Genomic DNA, 17158 nt, shown 5'->3' on the forward strand with positions numbered 1-17158 from the left:
GCCGGCCCCTGTTCCAAGGCCCGGTTCAGATGGGTGCCGCGCCGCCCGGGCCCGGTCCGCGCCGGTGGATCGCCTCCGCCGCTTCCGGCGCGGGACGGCGCGCCGGATCCTCCGCGGGCAGCCGGGCCGACGCAGCCCGGTCCGCCGCCGCGTCCCGCGCGTCCGCCAGGATCATGCGGGAGGCCTTCTCGGCGATCATGACCACGGGCGCGCTGGTGTTGCCGGAAACCAGCGTCGGCATGATCGAGCAGTCGACCACCCTGAGCCCGGCCACGCCGCGCACCTGCAGGCGCGCGTCCACCACGGCCATCGGGTCGTCCCCCATGCGGCAGGTGCCGGCGGGATGGAAGATGGTCGCTCCCGACGCGCGGGCGAACGCGAGGAGCGCCGCGTCGTCCCGCACGGCCGCGCCCGGCCTGTATTCCTCCACCAGCAGGTGGCTCAGCGCCCGGGTGCCGGCGAGGCGGCGCGCGAACTTGATGCCCTCGACCGTGCAGCGCCGGTCGGTCTCCGTGGCGAGGTAGTTCGCCCGCATCACCGGCGCCGCGAACGGGTCGGCGCTGCGCAGGGTGACGCTGCCGCGCGATTCCGGCCGGAGCTGGCAGACCGAGAAGGTGCAGCCCGACCAGGGATGGGGCTTGGCGCCGGCGAGGTCCGCGGAGAGCGTCGCGAAATGGAACTGGACATCGGGGGTGCCGGCGCCCGGCATCACGCGGGTGAACAGGCCGCCCTGGTTGATGCCGACGGCGAGCGGCCCGCTCCGGTGCAGGAGCCATTGCAGGCCGATCTTCGCCTTGCCCCGCAGCGAGGCGAGATCGTCGTTCGTGGTGATGGGCTTCGCGACCCGGTACATCAGCCGGATCTGGAGATGGTCCTGCAGGTTCTCGCCGACGCCGGGCAGGTCGTGGACCACGCCGATGCCGTGGCGGCCGAGTTCGGCGGCCGGCCCGATCCCCGACAGGAGGAGGAGCTGCGGGCTCTGGAGGGCGCCGGCCGCCAGGATCACCTCCCGGCCGGCGCGCGCCTCGCGCATCGATCCGCCCTGGCGGTAGCGGACGCCGACCGCGCGGCGCCCGTCGAGAACGAGGCCGGTCGCGTGGGCGTTCACCTCGACGCGCAGGTTGGCGCGCCCGGCGGCAGGGCGCAGGTAGGCGACCGCGGTGCTGCAGCGCCGGCCGTTGCGGGTGAAGAGCTGGTAGTAGCCGGCGCCATCCTGGTCGCCGCCGTTGAAATCCTCGGTGCGGGGCACGCCGAGTTCCGCGGCGCCCGCGATGATCGCTTCGATCAGCGGGTGGGGCACCCCGATATCCGAGCACCAGAGCGGCCCGTCAGCCCCGTGGGCGGGGCCGCGCCCGCGGCTGTTGTGCTCGGAGCGGATGAAGTCGGGCAGCACCTCGCGCCAGGACCAGCCGGGATTTCCCTGCGCCGCCCAGCGGTCGTAATCCTCTGCCTGGCCGCGGATGTAGATCAGGCCGTTGATCGAGGACGAGCCCCCGAGCGTGCGCCCGCGCGGCCAGTAGATCCGCCGGTCGTGCATGTTCGGCTCGGGCTCGGTGTAGAAGCCCCAGTTCAGGGTCTTGTGGAACATCGTCTTCCCGTAGCCGATGGGAAGATGGATCCAGGGGGAGCGGTCGCGCGGACCCGCCTCGAGGAGCAGCACGCGGTGCCGGCCGTCCGCGGAGAGCCGGTTGGCGAGGACGCACCCGGCCGTGCCGCCACCGACAACGACGTAGTCGAAGTGGTCGCGCTCCATCGCCGACTCCCTCGCCCCGCTGCGTTTCCCCGTTCCGCCCGTTTCCCCGAAAAATCTCGAAAAACGGTACGTTATGTTCGATTAGATGAGGAAATGGCGCATGTGTCAATGCGCGCGGCCGGGCGCGGCGCGCCGGACATCGTGCCTTCCGAGGCTGCTGCAGGGCTGGGAGCGAGGAGGACGGCTCAGGGTGCCCGGCGCGATCGGACCGGGCGTCGCCGACCTCAGTTGCTCGGAGAGAAGGCCAGCGCCTCGTTCCGCTCGTTCTTGGCGATCTGGAGCATGTGCCACTTCGCGCCCGCGACCACCCGCTCGACCGAGAAACCGGAGCCGGCGTGCCGGGCGGGGGGCTGCGTCGCCTGGATCTGCGCCGTGCCGGTCAGCAGGAAGAGGGCCGCGGCGAAGGGCAGGATCTGGTGGAGGCGGTCGAGGTCGTTCATCGCGGCGATGGGATTCGGTGGCTTCGATCGAGGCCCGAGCTATCACAGCTCTTTGTGCACTGCAAAAATCTTCGGCCTGCCACGCTGCATGGCAGCAATGTCAGCGAGACGCGTTGCCGAGCTCGCTGACGATGTACTGGGCGAGATGCTCGGCGGCCGCGGAGATCTCGCTCGGTTTGCGCTGCAGCACGATCTCCAGCGCCGGCAGGACCGGCAATCCGTCCGCCGGTCCCAGGCGGCGCACGTGGTGGCTCAGCGCGCAGAGGGGGAAGATCGAGATCGCGAGCCCGGCATAGACCGCCGCCTGCAGCCCGGCGATGCTGTCGCTCACCGCCGTCACCGTCCAGGAGCGCCCGACGTGGCCGAGCGCGTCGAGGGCGCGCTGCCGGTAGAGGCTGCCCGCGGGCAGGAGCGCCAGGGGCAGCGGGCCGCTCGCACCGACCGGATAGTCGCGGGCGGCGACCCAGATCAGCGGCTCCTCGCGCACGGTCGTGCCGCCCTCGAACTCGGGCTGGCGTGTCATCAGGGCGATGTCGATCTCCTCCCGCTCCAGGGCCGCGTGGAGATGGACGCTGCGCGAGCATCGCAACTCGATCTCGATCTGCGGGTAGGCGCGGGCGAAGCCGCCGAGCACGGCCGGGAGCAGGAAGGCGGCGTAGAGGTCCGGCACGCCGAGGCGGACGTGGCCGGAGATGTCCGGGGCCTGGAAGCGGTCGCGGATCTCGTCGTTGAGGCCGAGCAGGGTCCGGGCGTAGCCGAGCAGCATCTCGCCCTCGCGGGTGAGGGTGAGGTGGCGGCGGTCGCCCGCGAAGAGCGGCTTGCCCAGGGCCTTCTCCAGGCGGTGCATCTGGTGGGTCACCGCCGGCTGCGTGCGCCCGACCTGCCGGCCCGCCAGGGTGATGCTCCCGGTGTCGTTCACCGCCACGAAGGTGCGCAGCAGCGGAATCTCAAGATCCGGAATCATTCCGATCAATTTCCTGAATGATCGCGATGCAGACAATAAATTTCCCGTGACCGTTGGCAATGGTTAGCGTGTGACCCTGTGGCGCGGTCCCGCCTCGAATGTCAGGCACTCAAGACCTGATGGAGGCCGCACCGCGAAGGTTGAGGAACGCCAATCGGCCGTCGAGGACAGTCTCGGGCCGCGCCTGAACTTGCGCGCCGCCCCGGCTCGACTTCGCGGCCTCCGTCAAGAGGGCAGCAGCATGCTTGGGCTCAGTCGTTTCAAGGCCACGGACCGCGTCCTGTTCATCATCTGCCTGATGTACCTGGTCACCTACATCGACCGGGTGAACATCGGCACCGCCGCGCCCGCCATGCAGAAGGAGCTCGGCCTCAGCAACACCGAGCTCGGCCTCGCCTTCTCGGCCTTCGCCTACCCCTACGCGTTCTTCCAGATCGCCGGCGGCTGGCTCGGCGACAGGCTCGGCCCGCGCCTGACGCTGCTCATCTGCGGCGCCATCTGGTCGGCCGCCACCGTGATGATCGGCTTCGTCGAGGGGGCGGTCTCGCTGATCCTCGCCCGCTTCATCCTCGGCATCGGCGAGGGCTCGGCCTTCCCGACCGCGACCCGCGCCCTCTCCAACTGGATGGCGGCCGACCGGCGCGGCTTCGCGCAGGGGATCACCCACGCCTTCGCCCGGCTCGGCAACGCGGTGACGCCGCCGCTGATCGCCCTCCTGATCGTGGCCCTGTCCTGGCGCGACTCGTTCGTCATCGTCGGCCTGATCAGCTTCGCCTGGGTGGCGCTGTGGTGGTTCTACTTCCGGGACGATCCGCGCGAGCACAAGCACGTCACCCAGGCCGAGCTCGACGTGCTGCCGAAGATGAGGATCGCCTCCGAGCGCCGGGCGGTGCCGTGGCGGCGCCTCCTGAAGCGGATGCTGCCGGTGACGCTGACCGACTTCTGCTACGGCTGGACCCTGTGGCTGTTCCTCAACTGGATCCCGTCGTACTTCCTCCACCAGCACAATCTCGACATCAAGAAGTCGGCCATCTTCGCCTCGGGCGTGTTCTTCGCCGGCGTCGTCGGCGACACGGTGGGCGGCGTCGTCAGCGACCGCATCCTGCGCCGGACGGGCAGCGTCTCGAAGGCCCGCGTCAGCGTCATCGTGGTGGGCTTCCTCGGAGCCTTCCTGTTCATGCTGCCGGTGCTGTTCGTGACGGACCTCGTCACCATCGCCCTCTGCCTCAGCGGCGCGTTCTTCTTCGCCGAGCTGATCGTCGCCCCGATCTGGGCGGTGCCGATGGACATCGCGCCCCAGCACTCGGGCACCGCCAGCGGCTTCATGAACTTCGGCTTCGGGCTCGCCGGCATGATCTCGCCGGTCGTCTTCGGCGCCGTCATCGACGCCACCGGCCGCTGGGACCTGCCCTTCGTCGCCTCCCTGGGCCTCCTGCTCCTCGGCGCCGTGCTGGCGCTGCGGATGCGGCCCGACGAGCCCTTCCTCGACGACGAGGAGCCGCAGGCCGCCGCCCTCACCTCGCCCGTGCCGGTCAGGCCCACCGCCTGACCGGAGATGGCGGGCCGCGCAGGCCCGATCACGGACCCCGAACCCTCACAAGCGCCAAGGAGTCGCCCATGTCCGTCGCCGTCGCCCAGCCGATCGGCCGGTCCGAGCCGCTGCCGATCACCCCGAAGCCCGTCGATCGGACCGTCGACCCCGCGCCCGTCGAGGCGGTGATGCGCCGGGCCCGCGCCGCCCAGAAGATCTTCGCCGAGGCCGACCAGGAAGGGGCCGACGCCGCCGTCCGGGCGCTCGCCTGGTCGCTCTACAAGCCCGAGAACGCCCGCGAGCTCGCCGAGCTCGCGGTGGCCGATACCGGCCTCGGCAACGTGGCGGACAAGATCGTCAAGAAGCAGCGCAAGACCTTCGGCACGCTCCGCGATCTGCTGCGCGGGCGCTCCGTCGGCATCATCGAGCAGGACCACGCCAAGGGGCTCGTGAAGTACGCCAAGCCCATGGGCGTGATCGGCGCAGTGACGCCCTCGACGAACCCGGGCGCCACGCCCGTCAACAAGGCGATGATGGCGGTCAAGGGCCGCAACGCCATCGTCATCGCCCCCTCGCCCTTGGGCTACCGGACGACGGCCCGCATCGTCGCGCTGATGCGCGAGGAGCTGGAGCGGATCGGGCTGCCCGCCGACCTCGTCCAGATCCTGCCCGAGCCCGTGACGAAGGACTCGACCGAGGCCCTGATGCGGGCCTGCGACCTGATCGTGGTGACGGGCTCGCAGGACAACGTCCGGCGCGCCTATTCCAGCGGCACGCCCGCGATCGGCGTCGGCGCGGGCAACGTGCCGGTGATGATCGACGAGACCGCCGATCTCGACGCGGCGGCCGAGAAGATCCGCGACTCGAAGATCTTCGACAATTCCACCTCCTGCTCGTCGGAGAATTCCGTCGTCATCGTCGACGCGGTCTACGATCAGGCGATCGCGGCGCTCGAGCGGGCCGGCGCCTATCTCTGCACGCCGGAGGAGAAGGGCCGCGTGGCCGAGCGGCTCTGGGTCAAGGGCAAGCTCAACCGCGACCTCATCGCCCGCGACGCCGCGGTGCTGGCCGAGGCGTTCGAGCTGCCGCCGGAGGCGCGCGGCAGCAGGTTCTTCCTCGTGGAGGAGGAGGGGGTCGGCCGCGCCCACCCGTTCTCCGGCGAGAAGCTCGCCCTCGTCCTCACCGTCTACCGGGCGAAGGACTTTGCGGCGGCCAAGGCGCGGGTCGCCGAGATCCTGGAGCACCAGGGCAAGGGCCATTCCTGCGGCATCCACACCACCGACATGGCCCGCGCGCGGGAGCTCGCCGCCGATCTCGACGTGGTGCGGGTGCTCGTGAACTTCGCCCACACCTTCGGCAACGGCGGCGGATTCAACTCCGGCCTCGGCTTCACGCTGAGCATGGGCTGTGGCTCCTGGCAGAAGAACAGCATCTCCGAGAACCTGAGCTACCGCCACTTCCTCAACATCACCCACCTCGTCACCCCGATCCCCGAGGACCGGCCGAGCCCGCGCGACCTGTTCGGGCCGCACTGGGAGAAGATCGGCTACGTCGAGGAGACTTCAGCGGAGGCCGGCCGATGAACTTCCTGGAACACGTCGCCAAGGCGCGGGTGCTCGCCCCCGCCGGCATCCCCGTCCCCCGCGCCGTGCACTGCCGCACGCCGGAGGAGGCCGGGAGCGCCTTCGCCGAGTTCGGCCCCTGCATGGTCAAGGCGCAGGTGCCGACCGGCAAGCGCGGCAAGGCCGGCGGCATCCGGGCCGCCCGTTCGCCCGAGGAGGCGGTTGAGGTCGCGCGCGCCATCCTCGGCATGACGATCGACGGCCACGCCGTCGAATCGGTCCTGCTGGAGGAGCGGGCCGAGATCGCCCGCGAGTTCTACGCGGCGATCCTCAACGACACGGCGAGCCGCAGGCCCCTCGTCCTGTTCTCGACCGAGGGCGGCATGGACATCGAGGAGGTGGCGGAGAGCCGCCCCGAGGCCCTGCGCCGCCACCCGGTCGACCTCGACCGGGGCTTCACCGAGGCCGAGGCCCGCGCCCTCGTCTCGGGCCTCGACCTCGGGCCGGCGGCCGAGGCGATCCCCGGCATCCTCGCGGCCCTCTACCGGATCTCCGGCCAAGTCGACGCGGAGCTGATCGAGGTCAATCCGCTGGCGCTGCTCGCGGACGGGCGCGTCGTCGCCCTCGACTGCAAGCTCACCCTCGACGATTCCGCGGCCTTCCGGCAGGCGGACCTCGCCGCCGCGGCCGCGCCCGAGCCGATGACGGCGCTCGAGCGCGAGGGGCTGGAGCAGGGGCTCAAGTTCATCCAGCTCGACGGCAATGTCGGCGTGCTGGCGAACGGGGCCGGGCTCACCATGACCACGATGGACGTGATCAGCCATTGCGGAGGCCGGCCCGCGAACTTCCTGGAGATCGGCGGCGAGGCCTACACCAAGTCGGAGGCGGCGCTCCGCCTCGTCCTCGCCAATCCCGGCGTGAAGAGCCTCGTCGTCAACTTCTGCGGGGCGTTTGCCCGCACCGACGTGATGGCCGAGGGCGTCGTGACCGCCTGGAAGCGGCTCTCGCCCACGGTGCCGGTGTTCTTCTCGATCCACGGGACCGGCGAGGACGAGGCCGTGCGCCTCGTGCGCGACGGCCTCGGCGTCGAGCCCTACGACATGATGGAAGACGCGGTGCAGGCCGCGGTGGAGGCAGCCCGATGATCGTCTATCGCCAGCACGCCCGCGTCCTCGTCCAGGGCATGACGGGCAAGCAGGGCAGCTTCTGGACCGAGAAGATGCTCGCCTGCGGCACCAACGTCGTCGCCGGCGTCAACCCGAAGCGCGCGGGCGAGCGGCACCTCGGCCTGCCCGTCTACGCAACCGCGCGCGAGGCCATGGCCGGGACGCCCTTCGACTGGGCCGTGATGTTCATCCCGCCCGCGGCGGCGCGGGACGCCGCCCTCGACGCGATCGAGGCGGGCGCGCGGACCGTGGTCATCCTCACCGAGCACATCCCCGCCCGCGACGTGATCGCGATCCACCACGCCGCCGCGGGCCACGGCACTCGCATCATCGGGCCGAATACGGCCGGGATCGTGACGCCCGGCGACGGCTTCGTCGGCATCATGCCGGGGCACAACGGCAACATCTTCCAGCCGGGCGAGGTCGGCGTGATCTCGCGCAGCGGCAGCCTCGGCACCCTGATTTGCCTCAACCTGACCCGCGCCGGGATCGGCCAGTCCGCCTTCCTCGGCATCGGCGGCGACCCGATGATCGGCACCACGACCCGCGACGCGCTGGAGGCGCTCGACCGGGACGAAGCGACCCGGGCGGTCGTGATGGTCGGAGAGATCGGCGGTGCGATGGAGGAGGAGGCCGCCGCCTACGCGGCCGGCATGAGCAAGCCCGTCGTGTCCTTCATCGCGGGCCGCGCCTCGCCACCCGGCAAGAAGATGGGCCATGCCGGCGCCATCGTCTCGGGCGCCTTCGGAAGCTACGCGGGCAAGCGCCGGGCGCTGGAGGCCGCGGGCGTCGCGGTCGCCGACACGCCGGGCGAGATCCCGCACCTGCTGCGGTCGGCCCTCGGCGCCCCGCGGGACGCCGCGCAGGCCGTGCCGCTGCACGCGTGAGCGGGCCGCTTCGGGAAAGGAACGTGCGGGGCGGCGGGGCGGCATCGCCCCGCCCGCGGCCGGTCAGGCGCTGAACAGCGCCTGGATGTAGGTCGTCACGGCCGCGACGGAGCCGAACTTCTCGGCGAAGTCCGGGTCGAAATAGGCCACGCGCGCGGCCACGATGCCGATCACCAGCACCCAGAACAGGCCGACGCCCGACCGCATCACGGCCCGGGAGACCGGACCTTGGCGGGACTCGCCGCGGCCGACGGCGCGCAGATCCTGCGCCACCGGCTCGCCGAAAGGATCAAACTGAATCTGGCGCATGGGATCCGCGGCACCGACTAGCAAACACGCGGATTCATGTCGTGGATCAAGGCGCCGAAGCAATGGTCGCGTTTTGCAAATTTCAGGTCTCGGCGAGATGGATCTTCTCTTCTGCCGCTCAATGAGGAGAAGGTTCGTCTTTTCTCCCTCGAAGACTCCTCAGGCGCCGTTCCGGGCCGCGTCGAATGCGCCGAGGAACGTCACCAAGTTTCGCGGCAGGGCGTCGCAGAGATAGCCGCCTTCCTGCACGAGGAGCGTCGTCAGTCCGGCGCCCGCGATCATCCGGGCGGCCTGCCCGAAGCCTGCCCCGGTCACCCGCAGCACCCCGATCGGGTCGTGCTCCGAGGCGTCGAGCCCGAGCGCCACCACGAGGGCGGCCGGCCGCGCGACCGCGATCTCGGCGAGCGCCTCCCCGATCGCGTCGAGCCAGGGTCCGTCGCCCGAGCCGTGCGGCAGCGGCCGATTGCGGTTGTGGCCCGTCCCTTCTCCGGACCCGGTCTCGTCGGCGTAGCCGGCGAAGAACGGGAAGTAGTCGGCCGGGTCGGCGTGGACCGAGACCGTGAGCACGTCCGCGCGGGCGTAGAAGATGCCCTGCGTGCCGTTGCCGTGGTGCACGTCGATGTCGAGGATCGCGACCCGGCCGCCGGTCGCGGCGACCATCCGTTCGGCGGCGATGGCGGCGTTGTTGAGAAAGCAGAATCCGCCCGCCGAGTCGGCGTAGGCGTGGTGTCCCGGCGGCCGGCACAGCGCGTAGGCGTGGCCCTCGTCGAGCGCGCAGTCGGCGCCCCCGATCGCCGCCTGCGCCGAGCCGTAGACCGCCTCCCAGGTCCCGGCCCGGATCGGCGTCGAGGTGTCGGCGAGATGCAGGCCGAGGCGCCCGAGAAGGCCCGTCGGCGCGCGGTGCATGTGCGGCCGCGCGAAGTGCCCGGTGAGGATCTCGTCGCCGACGCCGGGGATCTCGGCACGCCGCTCCCACACGGTGCTGAGCAGGTCGAGGTAGCCGGCATCGTGCACGGCGCGGATGGGACCGAGCCCCTGGTCCGCCGCCTCCGTGATCCGGTGCCCGGCCGCCGCTGCGGCGTCGCGCAGGACGCGGTAGCGGTCCGCCCGCTCCGGATGCGGGATCAGGCTTCCGCGCCGGAAGAACAGCTCGGGGTCGTGCTTTACCGAGCGCGCGTCGTGGATGATGCGCATGGGGTCCCGCTCCTCCCAGTCCTGATTAGGGCTCGGAGCCGGTTCGCGAAAGGCGCGAGATCTCGGGCGATGCGGATTTAACCAATACTGTCGATCGGGCCCGCATCCCGGCTCCCGGGTCCGGATCCTGCAGACTCCGTCTCCGCGAAGACGATCCGTTCCCTATCGGGAACGGCGCAGTGCAGATTTCGGACATCGGGGAGCTGATATGAACACGCGCGACATCTGGGCGGTGGTGGCCGTCTCGTTCCTGGCGGCCTGCGCGCTCACCCTGTCGCTGCCGATCCCCTCGGTCGCGGAGCCGGCCGCTTCCGTGCGGAACGGGCCGGCGCCCCTGCCCCCGGCCGCCGATGCCGCGGTGATCCCGGCCGCGCACGTCTCGGCCGAGACGGCCCTCGAAGGCCGTCGCCGCATTCGCGTCGTCTATCCGAGCTACGTGCGTTGAGCCGCGGCGGCGCGCCTCAGAGTTGACCGTGGACGGGCGGGGTCCGCCACATGTCGAGGGCGATCATCAGATCCCGGCGCCGCCGGAGCATCTCGATGGCATCCTGTGCCGCAGGGCTCGCCTCGAACAGTTCCGCCGGATGAGCCTTGCCGAGCGATGCGAAGACCCGGTCCGCGAACTCGGCGCCGTTGGCCTCGATGATCCGGGCTATCTCAGCGAGCATCATGCCTGCCTCCCGATTATCGCGTTCCCAGCGAATCGCGTGCGCATTGCATGATGCAATCTCGCAACGGTCAAGCCTGAAATTCGAAACGCGTTCGCAGAAATGCTTGCGGCACCGCACCATTGGCAGACGGAGGCCGGTTACACCCGGATGTATGCCGCACGACATACACCTCAAGATTGTATGTCGTGCGGCAATCAAAATTGCCGATTTATCCCGACGTAATCAGGGGTATATAGGTATTTGTCCTCGGTTCGATCGGCCTGTACTATCTTTCATCTCCGTAGTTGATGATGGCGGATCCTCAGGTTGTGAAGGTCGTTCGTGGCGTCGAGCTCATCGATCAGCGTGTGCACGCCGACCCGCGCGGCGCGCTCGTCGCGCTCGAGCCGCATGAGAACCTTCCGTTCGCACCGCGTCGCGTGTTCTTCATGGCGGTGGAGAAGCCGGGGACCATCCGCGGCGGCCACGCCAATTCCTGCGACGAGTTCCTCGTCGTTCTGAAGGGATCGGTTCTCGTCGAGGTCGACAACGGGGGCGAGCGCGCGGGCATTCGCCTGGAGCGGTACGACCAGGGCCTCTGGATCCGCGCGGGTATCCTGATCCACCTGCGCGAGTTCGAGGCCGGCACGATCCTCCTCGTCTGCGCCTCTGAACTCTACGAGGATACCCGGCACTACGACCGCGCGCGGCCGGACCTGTTCCTGGCGGATTGCCACGCATGACCATCCCGCAGGCGGCGCCTCCGCGGCGCATCGCCCGCTTCCGGGAGGAGATCGACCGCGCGGTCGCCTCCGTCCTCGGCGGCAGCACCTACATCCTCGGGCAGGCGGTGGCGGATTTCGAGGCGGCCTTCGCGGCCAGTGCCGGGCAGCCGCACGGCGTCGGCGTCGCCTCCGGCACGGAGGCGCTGGCGCTGGCCCTGCGCGCCCTCGGGATCGGCCCCGGCGACGAGGTCATCGCGCCGGCCCTCACCTTCGCGGGGACGGCCCAGGCGGTCCTCCAGTGCGGCGCGCTGCCCCGGCTCGTCGACGTCGACCCGGTCACGCGCTGCCTCGATCCTGCCCGGGTGGCGGAGGCGGTGGGAGCGCGCACGGCCGCGATCCTGCCCGTGCACCTGTTCGGCCATCCCGCCGACATGCCCGCGCTGATGAAGATCGCCGAGCATCACGGCCTCGCGGTGATCGAGGATTGCGCGCAGTGCCACGGCGCCAGCCTCGCGGGGCGGCCGCTCGGCAGCTTCGGTCACGCCGCCGCCTACTCCTTCTACCCGACGAAGAACCTCGGATGCGTCGGCGACGGCGGCGCGATCCTCACCCGCGACGCGGCCCTCGCGGACCGGCTGCGGGCCCTGCGCCACTACGGCTTCGCGGGGCCCGAGCGTGTGAGCCGCGGCCTCGGCTTCAACGCGCGCCTCGACGAGATCCAGGCCGCGATCCTCCTCGTGCTGCTGCCGCATCTCGAGGCCGGCAACGCCGAGCGCCGCGCCATCGCGGCCCGCTACCGGGCCTGCCTGAGCCTGTCCGGCCTCGGCCTGCCCCCAGAGGCGCCGGGCCACGTCTATCACCAGTTCGCCGTGACCCACCCAGAGCGCGACCGCCTGATGCGCCACCTCGCCGAGGCCGGCATCGGCACCGCCGTGCACTACGCTCCGGGCCTCCACCGGCACCCCGCCTTCCGCGAGGGCGCGACCGGCCCGCTGCCCGTCACGGACGCGCTCGCCGCGACCCTTCTCAGCCTGCCGATCCAGCCCGAGGTCGCGGACGAGGCGCCGGCCCGGGTCGCGCAGGCACTTCGGGGTTTTTCCCTGTGACGACCCGCGTGCTCCTGTATGGCGTCGGTTCCCCCGTGGTGGCCGACGTGGAGGAGAGCCTGCACCGGGCGGGGCTCGCCCTCGCTGCGGGCATCCGCAACCGGCCGTGCGAGAGCCACCTCTCCGAAGCGGCGACGATCCTGGCGCCCGAGGCGCTCTCGCCCGATCTCCTCGCCCTGCCCTTCCTCGTGCCCCTGTTCACCCCCGCGCACCGCCGATTGGCCGCGGGTGAGGCGGCCGCGCGCGGCCTCGCGCACCCTTTCACCCTGATCGACCCGAGCGTCGCGGCTCCGCGCCGGATCGACCTCGGGTCGGGCTGCTACGTCAATGCCGGCTGCAGCCTCGGCGCGGCAAGCCGGTTCGGCGCTTTCGTCTTCGTCAACCGCGGGGCGAGCATCGGCCACCACGCGGACCTCGGCGACTTCGTCTCGATCGGGCCGGGCGTCGTCCTGGCGGGCCACGTCACGATGGGCCGCGGCAGCGTCGCCGGTGCCGGCGCCACCATCCTGCCGGAGCGGACGATCGGCGCGAACGCCGTCGTGGGCGGCGGGGCCGTGGTGACGCGGGACGTGCCGGATGGGTGCCTCGTCCTCGGCAATCCGGCCCGCATCGTTCGCCGCGACATCGGCGGCTACCAGGGTCTGCCCGTGACATGACGAAGCCCGTCGTCCACCTCTACACGGTCTGCTGGGACGAGGCCGACATGCTCGGCTTCTTCTTCCGCCACTACGACAGCTTCGTCGACCGCTACGTCGTCTACGACGACGGCTCGACGGACGGCTCCCGCGAGATCCTGGCGGCGCACCCGAAGGTCGAACTGCGCGCGTTCACCCGGGTCGAGGCGGAATCCTTCGTGCTCTCCCACAAGGCCATGCAGGACGAGGCTTGGAAGGAGAGCCGGGACGTGGCCGACTGGGTGGTCGTCACGGCGATCGACGAGCACCTTCATGTTCGCGGCCGGGCGATGGCCGGATATCTCGCCGAGCAGGCGTCGCTCGGCGTCACCCTGGTCCCCGCCCTCGGCTTCGACATGAACCATCCGGAGATGCCCGACGATCACGGCCTGCTCGTCGACCGGGTGACCCGCGGCCGGCCGCGGATCGCCTTCAACAAGCTCAGCGTCTTCAAGCCCGAGGCTCTGCGCAAGAGCGGGTTCGGCCCGGGGCGCCACGCCGCCGAGCCGCAGGGTGACCTGCGCCTGCCGGCCCGCGACGAGCTGATGCTCTGGCACTACAAGCACCTCGGCTTCGCGCGGAACGCCGCGCGCGAGGCCGCACAGGCGGAGCGCCTCGGCCGGGTCGACCGGGTGCAGGGCTACGGCCGGCACTATCTCTGGGGCGAGACGAGGCTGCGCACCTTCTGGGACGAGATGGAGCGCGAGGCGCGCGATCTCTCGGCCAAGCGGTTCGACCCGGCCGTCGCGGCGATCCGCCCCCTCTGGTGGGAAGAGCGCTCCGACATCGTCCGCGCGCCGGCCGAGCACCCTCCATCCGCACAGGCTGGCCGCCATGAGCCGGCGCCGCTCGTGTCGGTGCTCGTCAAGAGCTACAACCACGCACCCTACGTGGCGCAGACGATCCGGAGCCTCCTCGACCAAACCTTCCAGGACTTCGAGATCGTCGTCACGGACGACGCCTCGGTTGACGCCACCGCGGACATCGTGCGCGGTTTCGCGGATCCCCGCATCCGCCTGGAGGTGCTCCCAGAAAACCGCGGCATCTCGGGCGCCATGAACGCGACGATCGCCCGGGCCCGCGGACGCTACCTGGCGATTTTGAACTCCGACGATTGGGCCCTGCCCGGCCGGCTCGCCCGGCAGGTCGCCTTCCTGGAGGCGAACCCGGGCGTCGCGGCGGTGTTCGGGATGCCGCGGGCGGTCGACGAGGGCGGCGTGCCGACCGTGCCCTTCAACGACTTCCGCGCGCCCTTGCGCCTGCCCGACTTCTCGCGCCGCTCCTGGCTGCGGCAGTTCTTCTTCCACGGCAACTGCCTGTGCGCGCCGACCGCGATGATCCGGCGCTCCGCCTACGAGGCGGTCGGCGCCTACGACCCGCGCCTGACGAACTACCAGGATCTCGACATGTGGATCCGGATGCTGGTGGCGGGCCAAGCCTTCCACGTGCTGGACGAGGAACTGACGGCCTTCCGCATCCGCGCGGGCGACGCCAACATGAGCGCGCCCCGGCCCGACACGCACCTGCGCTCGGCCTTCGAGAAGACGAAGATCCTGCGCCACTTCGCCGATCTCGACCGGGCGAGCTTCGACGCCGTGTTCGGCCCCGGCCCTGACGGCTCCGGCGATACCTTCCCCGCGGATCGACCTGTGGCGCTCTGCGTGGCCGAGCTCGCCCGGCGCAGCCCGCGCGTCGAGTACCAGCACTTCGCCCTGGAGGTCTTCTACGAGGCCGCTGCGCGGACGGAGGACTTCCACCGATTGCGCGCCGAGGCCGGGACGATCGACGCGTTCGGCCTGCAGGCCGTGACCGCGCGCGACCGCATCATCGCCGATCTCCACCGGCAGCCGGGGCGCGGCTTCGCCTATCCGCACGACGCCGCGGAGTGCCGCCGCCTCACCGACATCGCCCTGCTCTACCGGATCGTGCTCGCGCGCGACCCGGACGACGGCGGGTTGCGGCATCACCTCGGGGCGCTGCGCCAAGGCCGCGACCTCCGCAGGATCGCTGAGGGTTTCGTCGCATCGCACGAGTTCGCGGTTCTCCGCGGCGAAGACACTGCGGCGGTCGTCCTCTGCAGGCAGGCGGCCGGGCGGGCGCCGTCCGAGTCGGAGCGCGACCTCGCGCCGGACGAACTCGCGGTCACGCTCGTCCGCTCGCCCGAGGTGCGGGCTCGGCACGCGGTCCTGCCCGGCCTCTACCCGGACGGGCTGCCGCTCGGCGCCCCTCACCTCTACGCGTGGTGGGTCGAGGAGGCGGAAGTCCTTCGGCGCGGACCGCGCCGACCCGCGGACACCTCGGCAAGCGTTTCGGGGAGCGGGCTCCTCCTGTCCTTGATCGTCCTGATCGACCGCCCGCCCGACCGGGCGGAGGTGGCGCTGCTGCGGCGGATGGCGGCGGGGGCGGCCTGTCAGATCGTGCTCGCTCCTCTCGATGCCGCGAGCGACGCGGCAACCCGCGCGCTCTGCGCCGGGCAGAGTCGATTTGCCTGCGCGCCGGGGGATCCGACGGAAGCTTCACGATCCGACGCGGACGCCGGTTCGGCCGCCGGCCTGGTCCTCGACCGGGCGCAGGCTCGGTGCCGCGGCCCCTTCACGGCGCTGCTCCGGCCCGGTGACCTGATCGCCCTCGACGTCGTCGCCGCTCTCCAGCCGCTCCTCGACGGGGCCGATGTGCTGCTCACCGACCAGGACATCCACTCGTCCGGAGGCCGCCGCAGCGATCCGGCCTTCAACGGCCGTTGGGACCCGGATGCCTGCCTCGCCCGTCCCCCGTCGAGCCTCGTCCTGTTCCGCTCGGACCTGATCGGGCGCCTCGGCGGCTGGTCCGGTGCCGCCGGGGGGCTGGCGGATCCCAGCCTCATCCAGTGGAGCCTGCTGCTGAGAGCCGGGCACCATCTCGCGCCGGAGCGGATCCGCGCCGCGCATCGGCTCCTCGCGCACCGGCGCGAGACACCCGCCCCGGACACCGCAGACCTGGCCGGCGTCGTCGAGCGCTTCCTCCACGAGAGTGGCAGGCGGTCGGAGATCGCCGCCGTCGAGCCAGGAAACGGCATCCTGCGCCTGCGTTACGCCCGCCCGGAGACGCCGAAGGTCACGATCATCGTGCCGACGCGGGACCGGCTCGATCTCCTGGCCCCCTGCGTCGAGAGCATCCTGTCCGGAACCCGGTATCCCGACTTCGAGATTCTCGTCCTGGACAACGAGAGTGCAGGCCCCGAGACACAGGCCTACCTCGCGGAGCGGGCGGCCGATCCCCGATTCAGATCGGTGTCCTGTGCCGGAATCTTCAACTGGGCGCGGCTCAACAACCTCGGCGTGGCCCGGTCCGAGGGCGCCATCCTCGTCCTCCTCAACAATGATACCGCGGTGCTCGAACCGCACTGGCTCGACGAGCTCGTGTCGCACGCCCTGCGGCCGGAGGTCGGCGTGGTCGGAGCCAAGCTCCTCTATCCCGACGGTCGGGTGCAGCATGCCGGGATCGAGTTCGATGCCTCCGGAGAAGCCCGCCACGTCTGGCGCTACGCCTCACGCAACGCCTCCGGCTACCTCGACCAGATCGAGATCGTTCGCAACGTCTCGGCGGTGACGGGCGCCTGCATGGCGTTCCGGCGGTCCGTCTTCGAGGCGCTCGGCGGGATCGACGAGACCCTCCGCGTGGCTTGGAGCGACGTCGATTTCTGCCTGCGCGCCCGCGAGGCGGGCCTGCGCGTCCTCTGGACGCCGCACGCCGGGCTTCTCCACCACGAGGGAGCGACGCGCCTGTTCGACGCCTCGCCTCAGGACGCGGAGCGGTTCGCCCGAGAGGCTGACTGCACGCGGGCGCAGCGGCGGGGCTCGTTCGCGGGCTTCGCCTATCAGAGTCCGCACCTCGTCACGCACGAGGACGAGCCCCGCCTCGCCACGCGCCCGCTGGCAGCGATGGCCGAGGCCAACCGGACTGCAGCCATGGGAGCGGCCGACGGCTCGATGGCCGCGGATGCGATTCCGCCGGCGGCTCGCGAGGCCCCTGCCCCCGAGCGGCCCGGCCCGCGCTGGTACCACCGCGCGCGGATCGAGAGCGCGAGACGTTTGTGGAGGGGGCTGCGCCGCCACTGACGGCGCTGACGCAGCGTCGATCGGTCGAACGTCGCCGACGGGGCAACCCGACGGGTGCAACCTGTCCGATGAGCTCCGTCGCCACGTCCCGAGCAGGCAG

Annotated in this window: 15 protein-coding genes; 9 read left to right on the top strand and 6 right to left on the bottom strand. The window is 71.2% G+C overall.

The window, feature by feature from the left end:
• Nucleotides 1-25: 25 nt before the first annotated feature.
• The 3 genes from MOX02_RS09560 to MOX02_RS09570 form a co-directional block, all read right to left on the bottom strand.
• A complete protein-coding gene (locus MOX02_RS09560; protein WP_147025561.1) occupies nucleotides 26-1753 on the bottom strand; it encodes a GMC family oxidoreductase in 1728 nt (575 codons plus the stop codon).
• A gap of 224 nt (nucleotides 1754-1977) precedes the next feature.
• Nucleotides 1978-2193, bottom strand: a complete 216-nt coding sequence (locus MOX02_RS09565; protein ID WP_147025562.1) for a hypothetical protein — start codon at nucleotides 2191-2193, stop codon at nucleotides 1978-1980.
• A gap of 100 nt (nucleotides 2194-2293) precedes the next feature.
• Complete coding sequence (locus MOX02_RS09570; RefSeq protein WP_147025563.1) at nucleotides 2294-3157, bottom strand: LysR substrate-binding domain-containing protein; 864 nt, start codon at nucleotides 3155-3157, stop codon at nucleotides 2294-2296.
• A 241-nt stretch (nucleotides 3158-3398) separates the two neighbouring features.
• On the opposite strand from MOX02_RS09570, the gene MOX02_RS09575 reads away from it, so the two are divergent.
• From MOX02_RS09575 to sucD, 4 genes are all read left to right on the top strand, one after another.
• Nucleotides 3399-4706, top strand: a complete 1308-nt coding sequence (locus MOX02_RS09575) for an MFS transporter (protein ID WP_147025564.1) — start codon at nucleotides 3399-3401, stop codon at nucleotides 4704-4706.
• 68 nt (nucleotides 4707-4774) lie between these two features.
• A complete protein-coding gene (gene sauS, locus MOX02_RS09580; RefSeq protein WP_147025565.1) occupies nucleotides 4775-6271 on the top strand; it encodes an acylating sulfoacetaldehyde dehydrogenase in 1497 nt (498 codons plus the stop codon).
• Nucleotides 6268-7395 carry a succinate--CoA ligase subunit beta gene (locus MOX02_RS09585; protein ID WP_147025566.1) on the top strand — a complete coding sequence of 376 codons (1128 nt, stop codon included), beginning with the start codon at nucleotides 6268-6270 and terminating at the stop codon, nucleotides 7393-7395. Before sauS ends, MOX02_RS09585 begins: the two co-directional genes overlap by 4 nt.
• Nucleotides 7392-8303 carry a succinate--CoA ligase subunit alpha gene (gene sucD, locus MOX02_RS09590; RefSeq protein ID WP_174804901.1) on the top strand — a complete coding sequence of 304 codons (912 nt, stop codon included), beginning with the start codon at nucleotides 7392-7394 and terminating at the stop codon, nucleotides 8301-8303. Before MOX02_RS09585 ends, sucD begins: the two co-directional genes overlap by 4 nt.
• 63 nt (nucleotides 8304-8366) lie before the next feature.
• Here the strand turns inward: sucD and MOX02_RS09595 are convergent, their stop codons facing one another.
• Together MOX02_RS09595 and MOX02_RS09600 are read right to left on the bottom strand one after the other, a co-directional pair.
• Nucleotides 8367-8612, bottom strand: coding sequence for a hypothetical protein (locus tag MOX02_RS09595; RefSeq protein WP_147025567.1), 246 nt, complete (start codon nucleotides 8610-8612; stop codon nucleotides 8367-8369).
• A 159-nt stretch (nucleotides 8613-8771) separates the two neighbouring features.
• Entirely contained in the window at nucleotides 8772-9806 is a 1035-nt protein-coding gene (locus MOX02_RS09600) for a histone deacetylase family protein (protein WP_147025568.1), read from the bottom strand.
• Nucleotides 9807-10014: 208 nt separating this feature from the next.
• Here MOX02_RS09600 and MOX02_RS09605 point away from each other — a divergent pair, with 208 nt between their 5' ends.
• A complete protein-coding gene (locus MOX02_RS09605) occupies nucleotides 10015-10251 on the top strand; it encodes a hypothetical protein (RefSeq protein ID WP_147025569.1) in 237 nt (78 codons plus the stop codon).
• A 16-nt stretch (nucleotides 10252-10267) separates the two neighbouring features.
• On the opposite strand, the gene MOX02_RS09610 is transcribed toward MOX02_RS09605, so the two are convergent.
• Nucleotides 10268-10477 (bottom strand): hypothetical protein, encoded by a 210-nt coding sequence (locus MOX02_RS09610; RefSeq protein WP_147025570.1) that lies wholly within the window; start codon nucleotides 10475-10477, stop codon nucleotides 10268-10270.
• A 308-nt stretch (nucleotides 10478-10785) separates the two neighbouring features.
• Between MOX02_RS09610 and MOX02_RS09615 the strand changes: the two genes are divergently transcribed.
• The 4 genes from MOX02_RS09615 to MOX02_RS09630 are packed head-to-tail and all read left to right on the top strand — an operon-like array spanning nucleotide 10786 to nucleotide 17058.
• Complete coding sequence (locus MOX02_RS09615; RefSeq protein ID WP_170267773.1) at nucleotides 10786-11199, top strand: sugar 3,4-ketoisomerase; 414 nt, start codon at nucleotides 10786-10788, stop codon at nucleotides 11197-11199.
• Nucleotides 11196-12287: a DegT/DnrJ/EryC1/StrS family aminotransferase gene (locus MOX02_RS09620; protein WP_147025572.1), complete on the top strand. Its 1092-nt coding sequence runs from the start codon at nucleotides 11196-11198 to the stop codon at nucleotides 12285-12287. The genes MOX02_RS09615 and MOX02_RS09620 overlap by 4 nt, the downstream gene beginning before the upstream one ends.
• The gene (locus tag MOX02_RS09625) at nucleotides 12284-12943 is read left to right on the top strand and encodes an LbetaH domain-containing protein (RefSeq protein WP_147025573.1); all 660 of its coding nucleotides are present in this window, start codon (nucleotides 12284-12286) and stop codon (nucleotides 12941-12943) included. The genes MOX02_RS09620 and MOX02_RS09625 overlap by 4 nt, the downstream gene beginning before the upstream one ends.
• Nucleotides 12940-17058, top strand: coding sequence for a glycosyltransferase (locus MOX02_RS09630; RefSeq protein WP_147025574.1), 4119 nt, complete (start codon nucleotides 12940-12942; stop codon nucleotides 17056-17058). The genes MOX02_RS09625 and MOX02_RS09630 overlap by 4 nt, the downstream gene beginning before the upstream one ends.
• Nucleotides 17059-17158: the final 100 nt, after the last annotated feature.

Source organism: Methylobacterium oxalidis (genome assembly GCF_007992195.1).
GTDB classification, from domain to species: Bacteria; Pseudomonadota; Alphaproteobacteria; order Rhizobiales; family Beijerinckiaceae; genus Methylobacterium; species Methylobacterium oxalidis.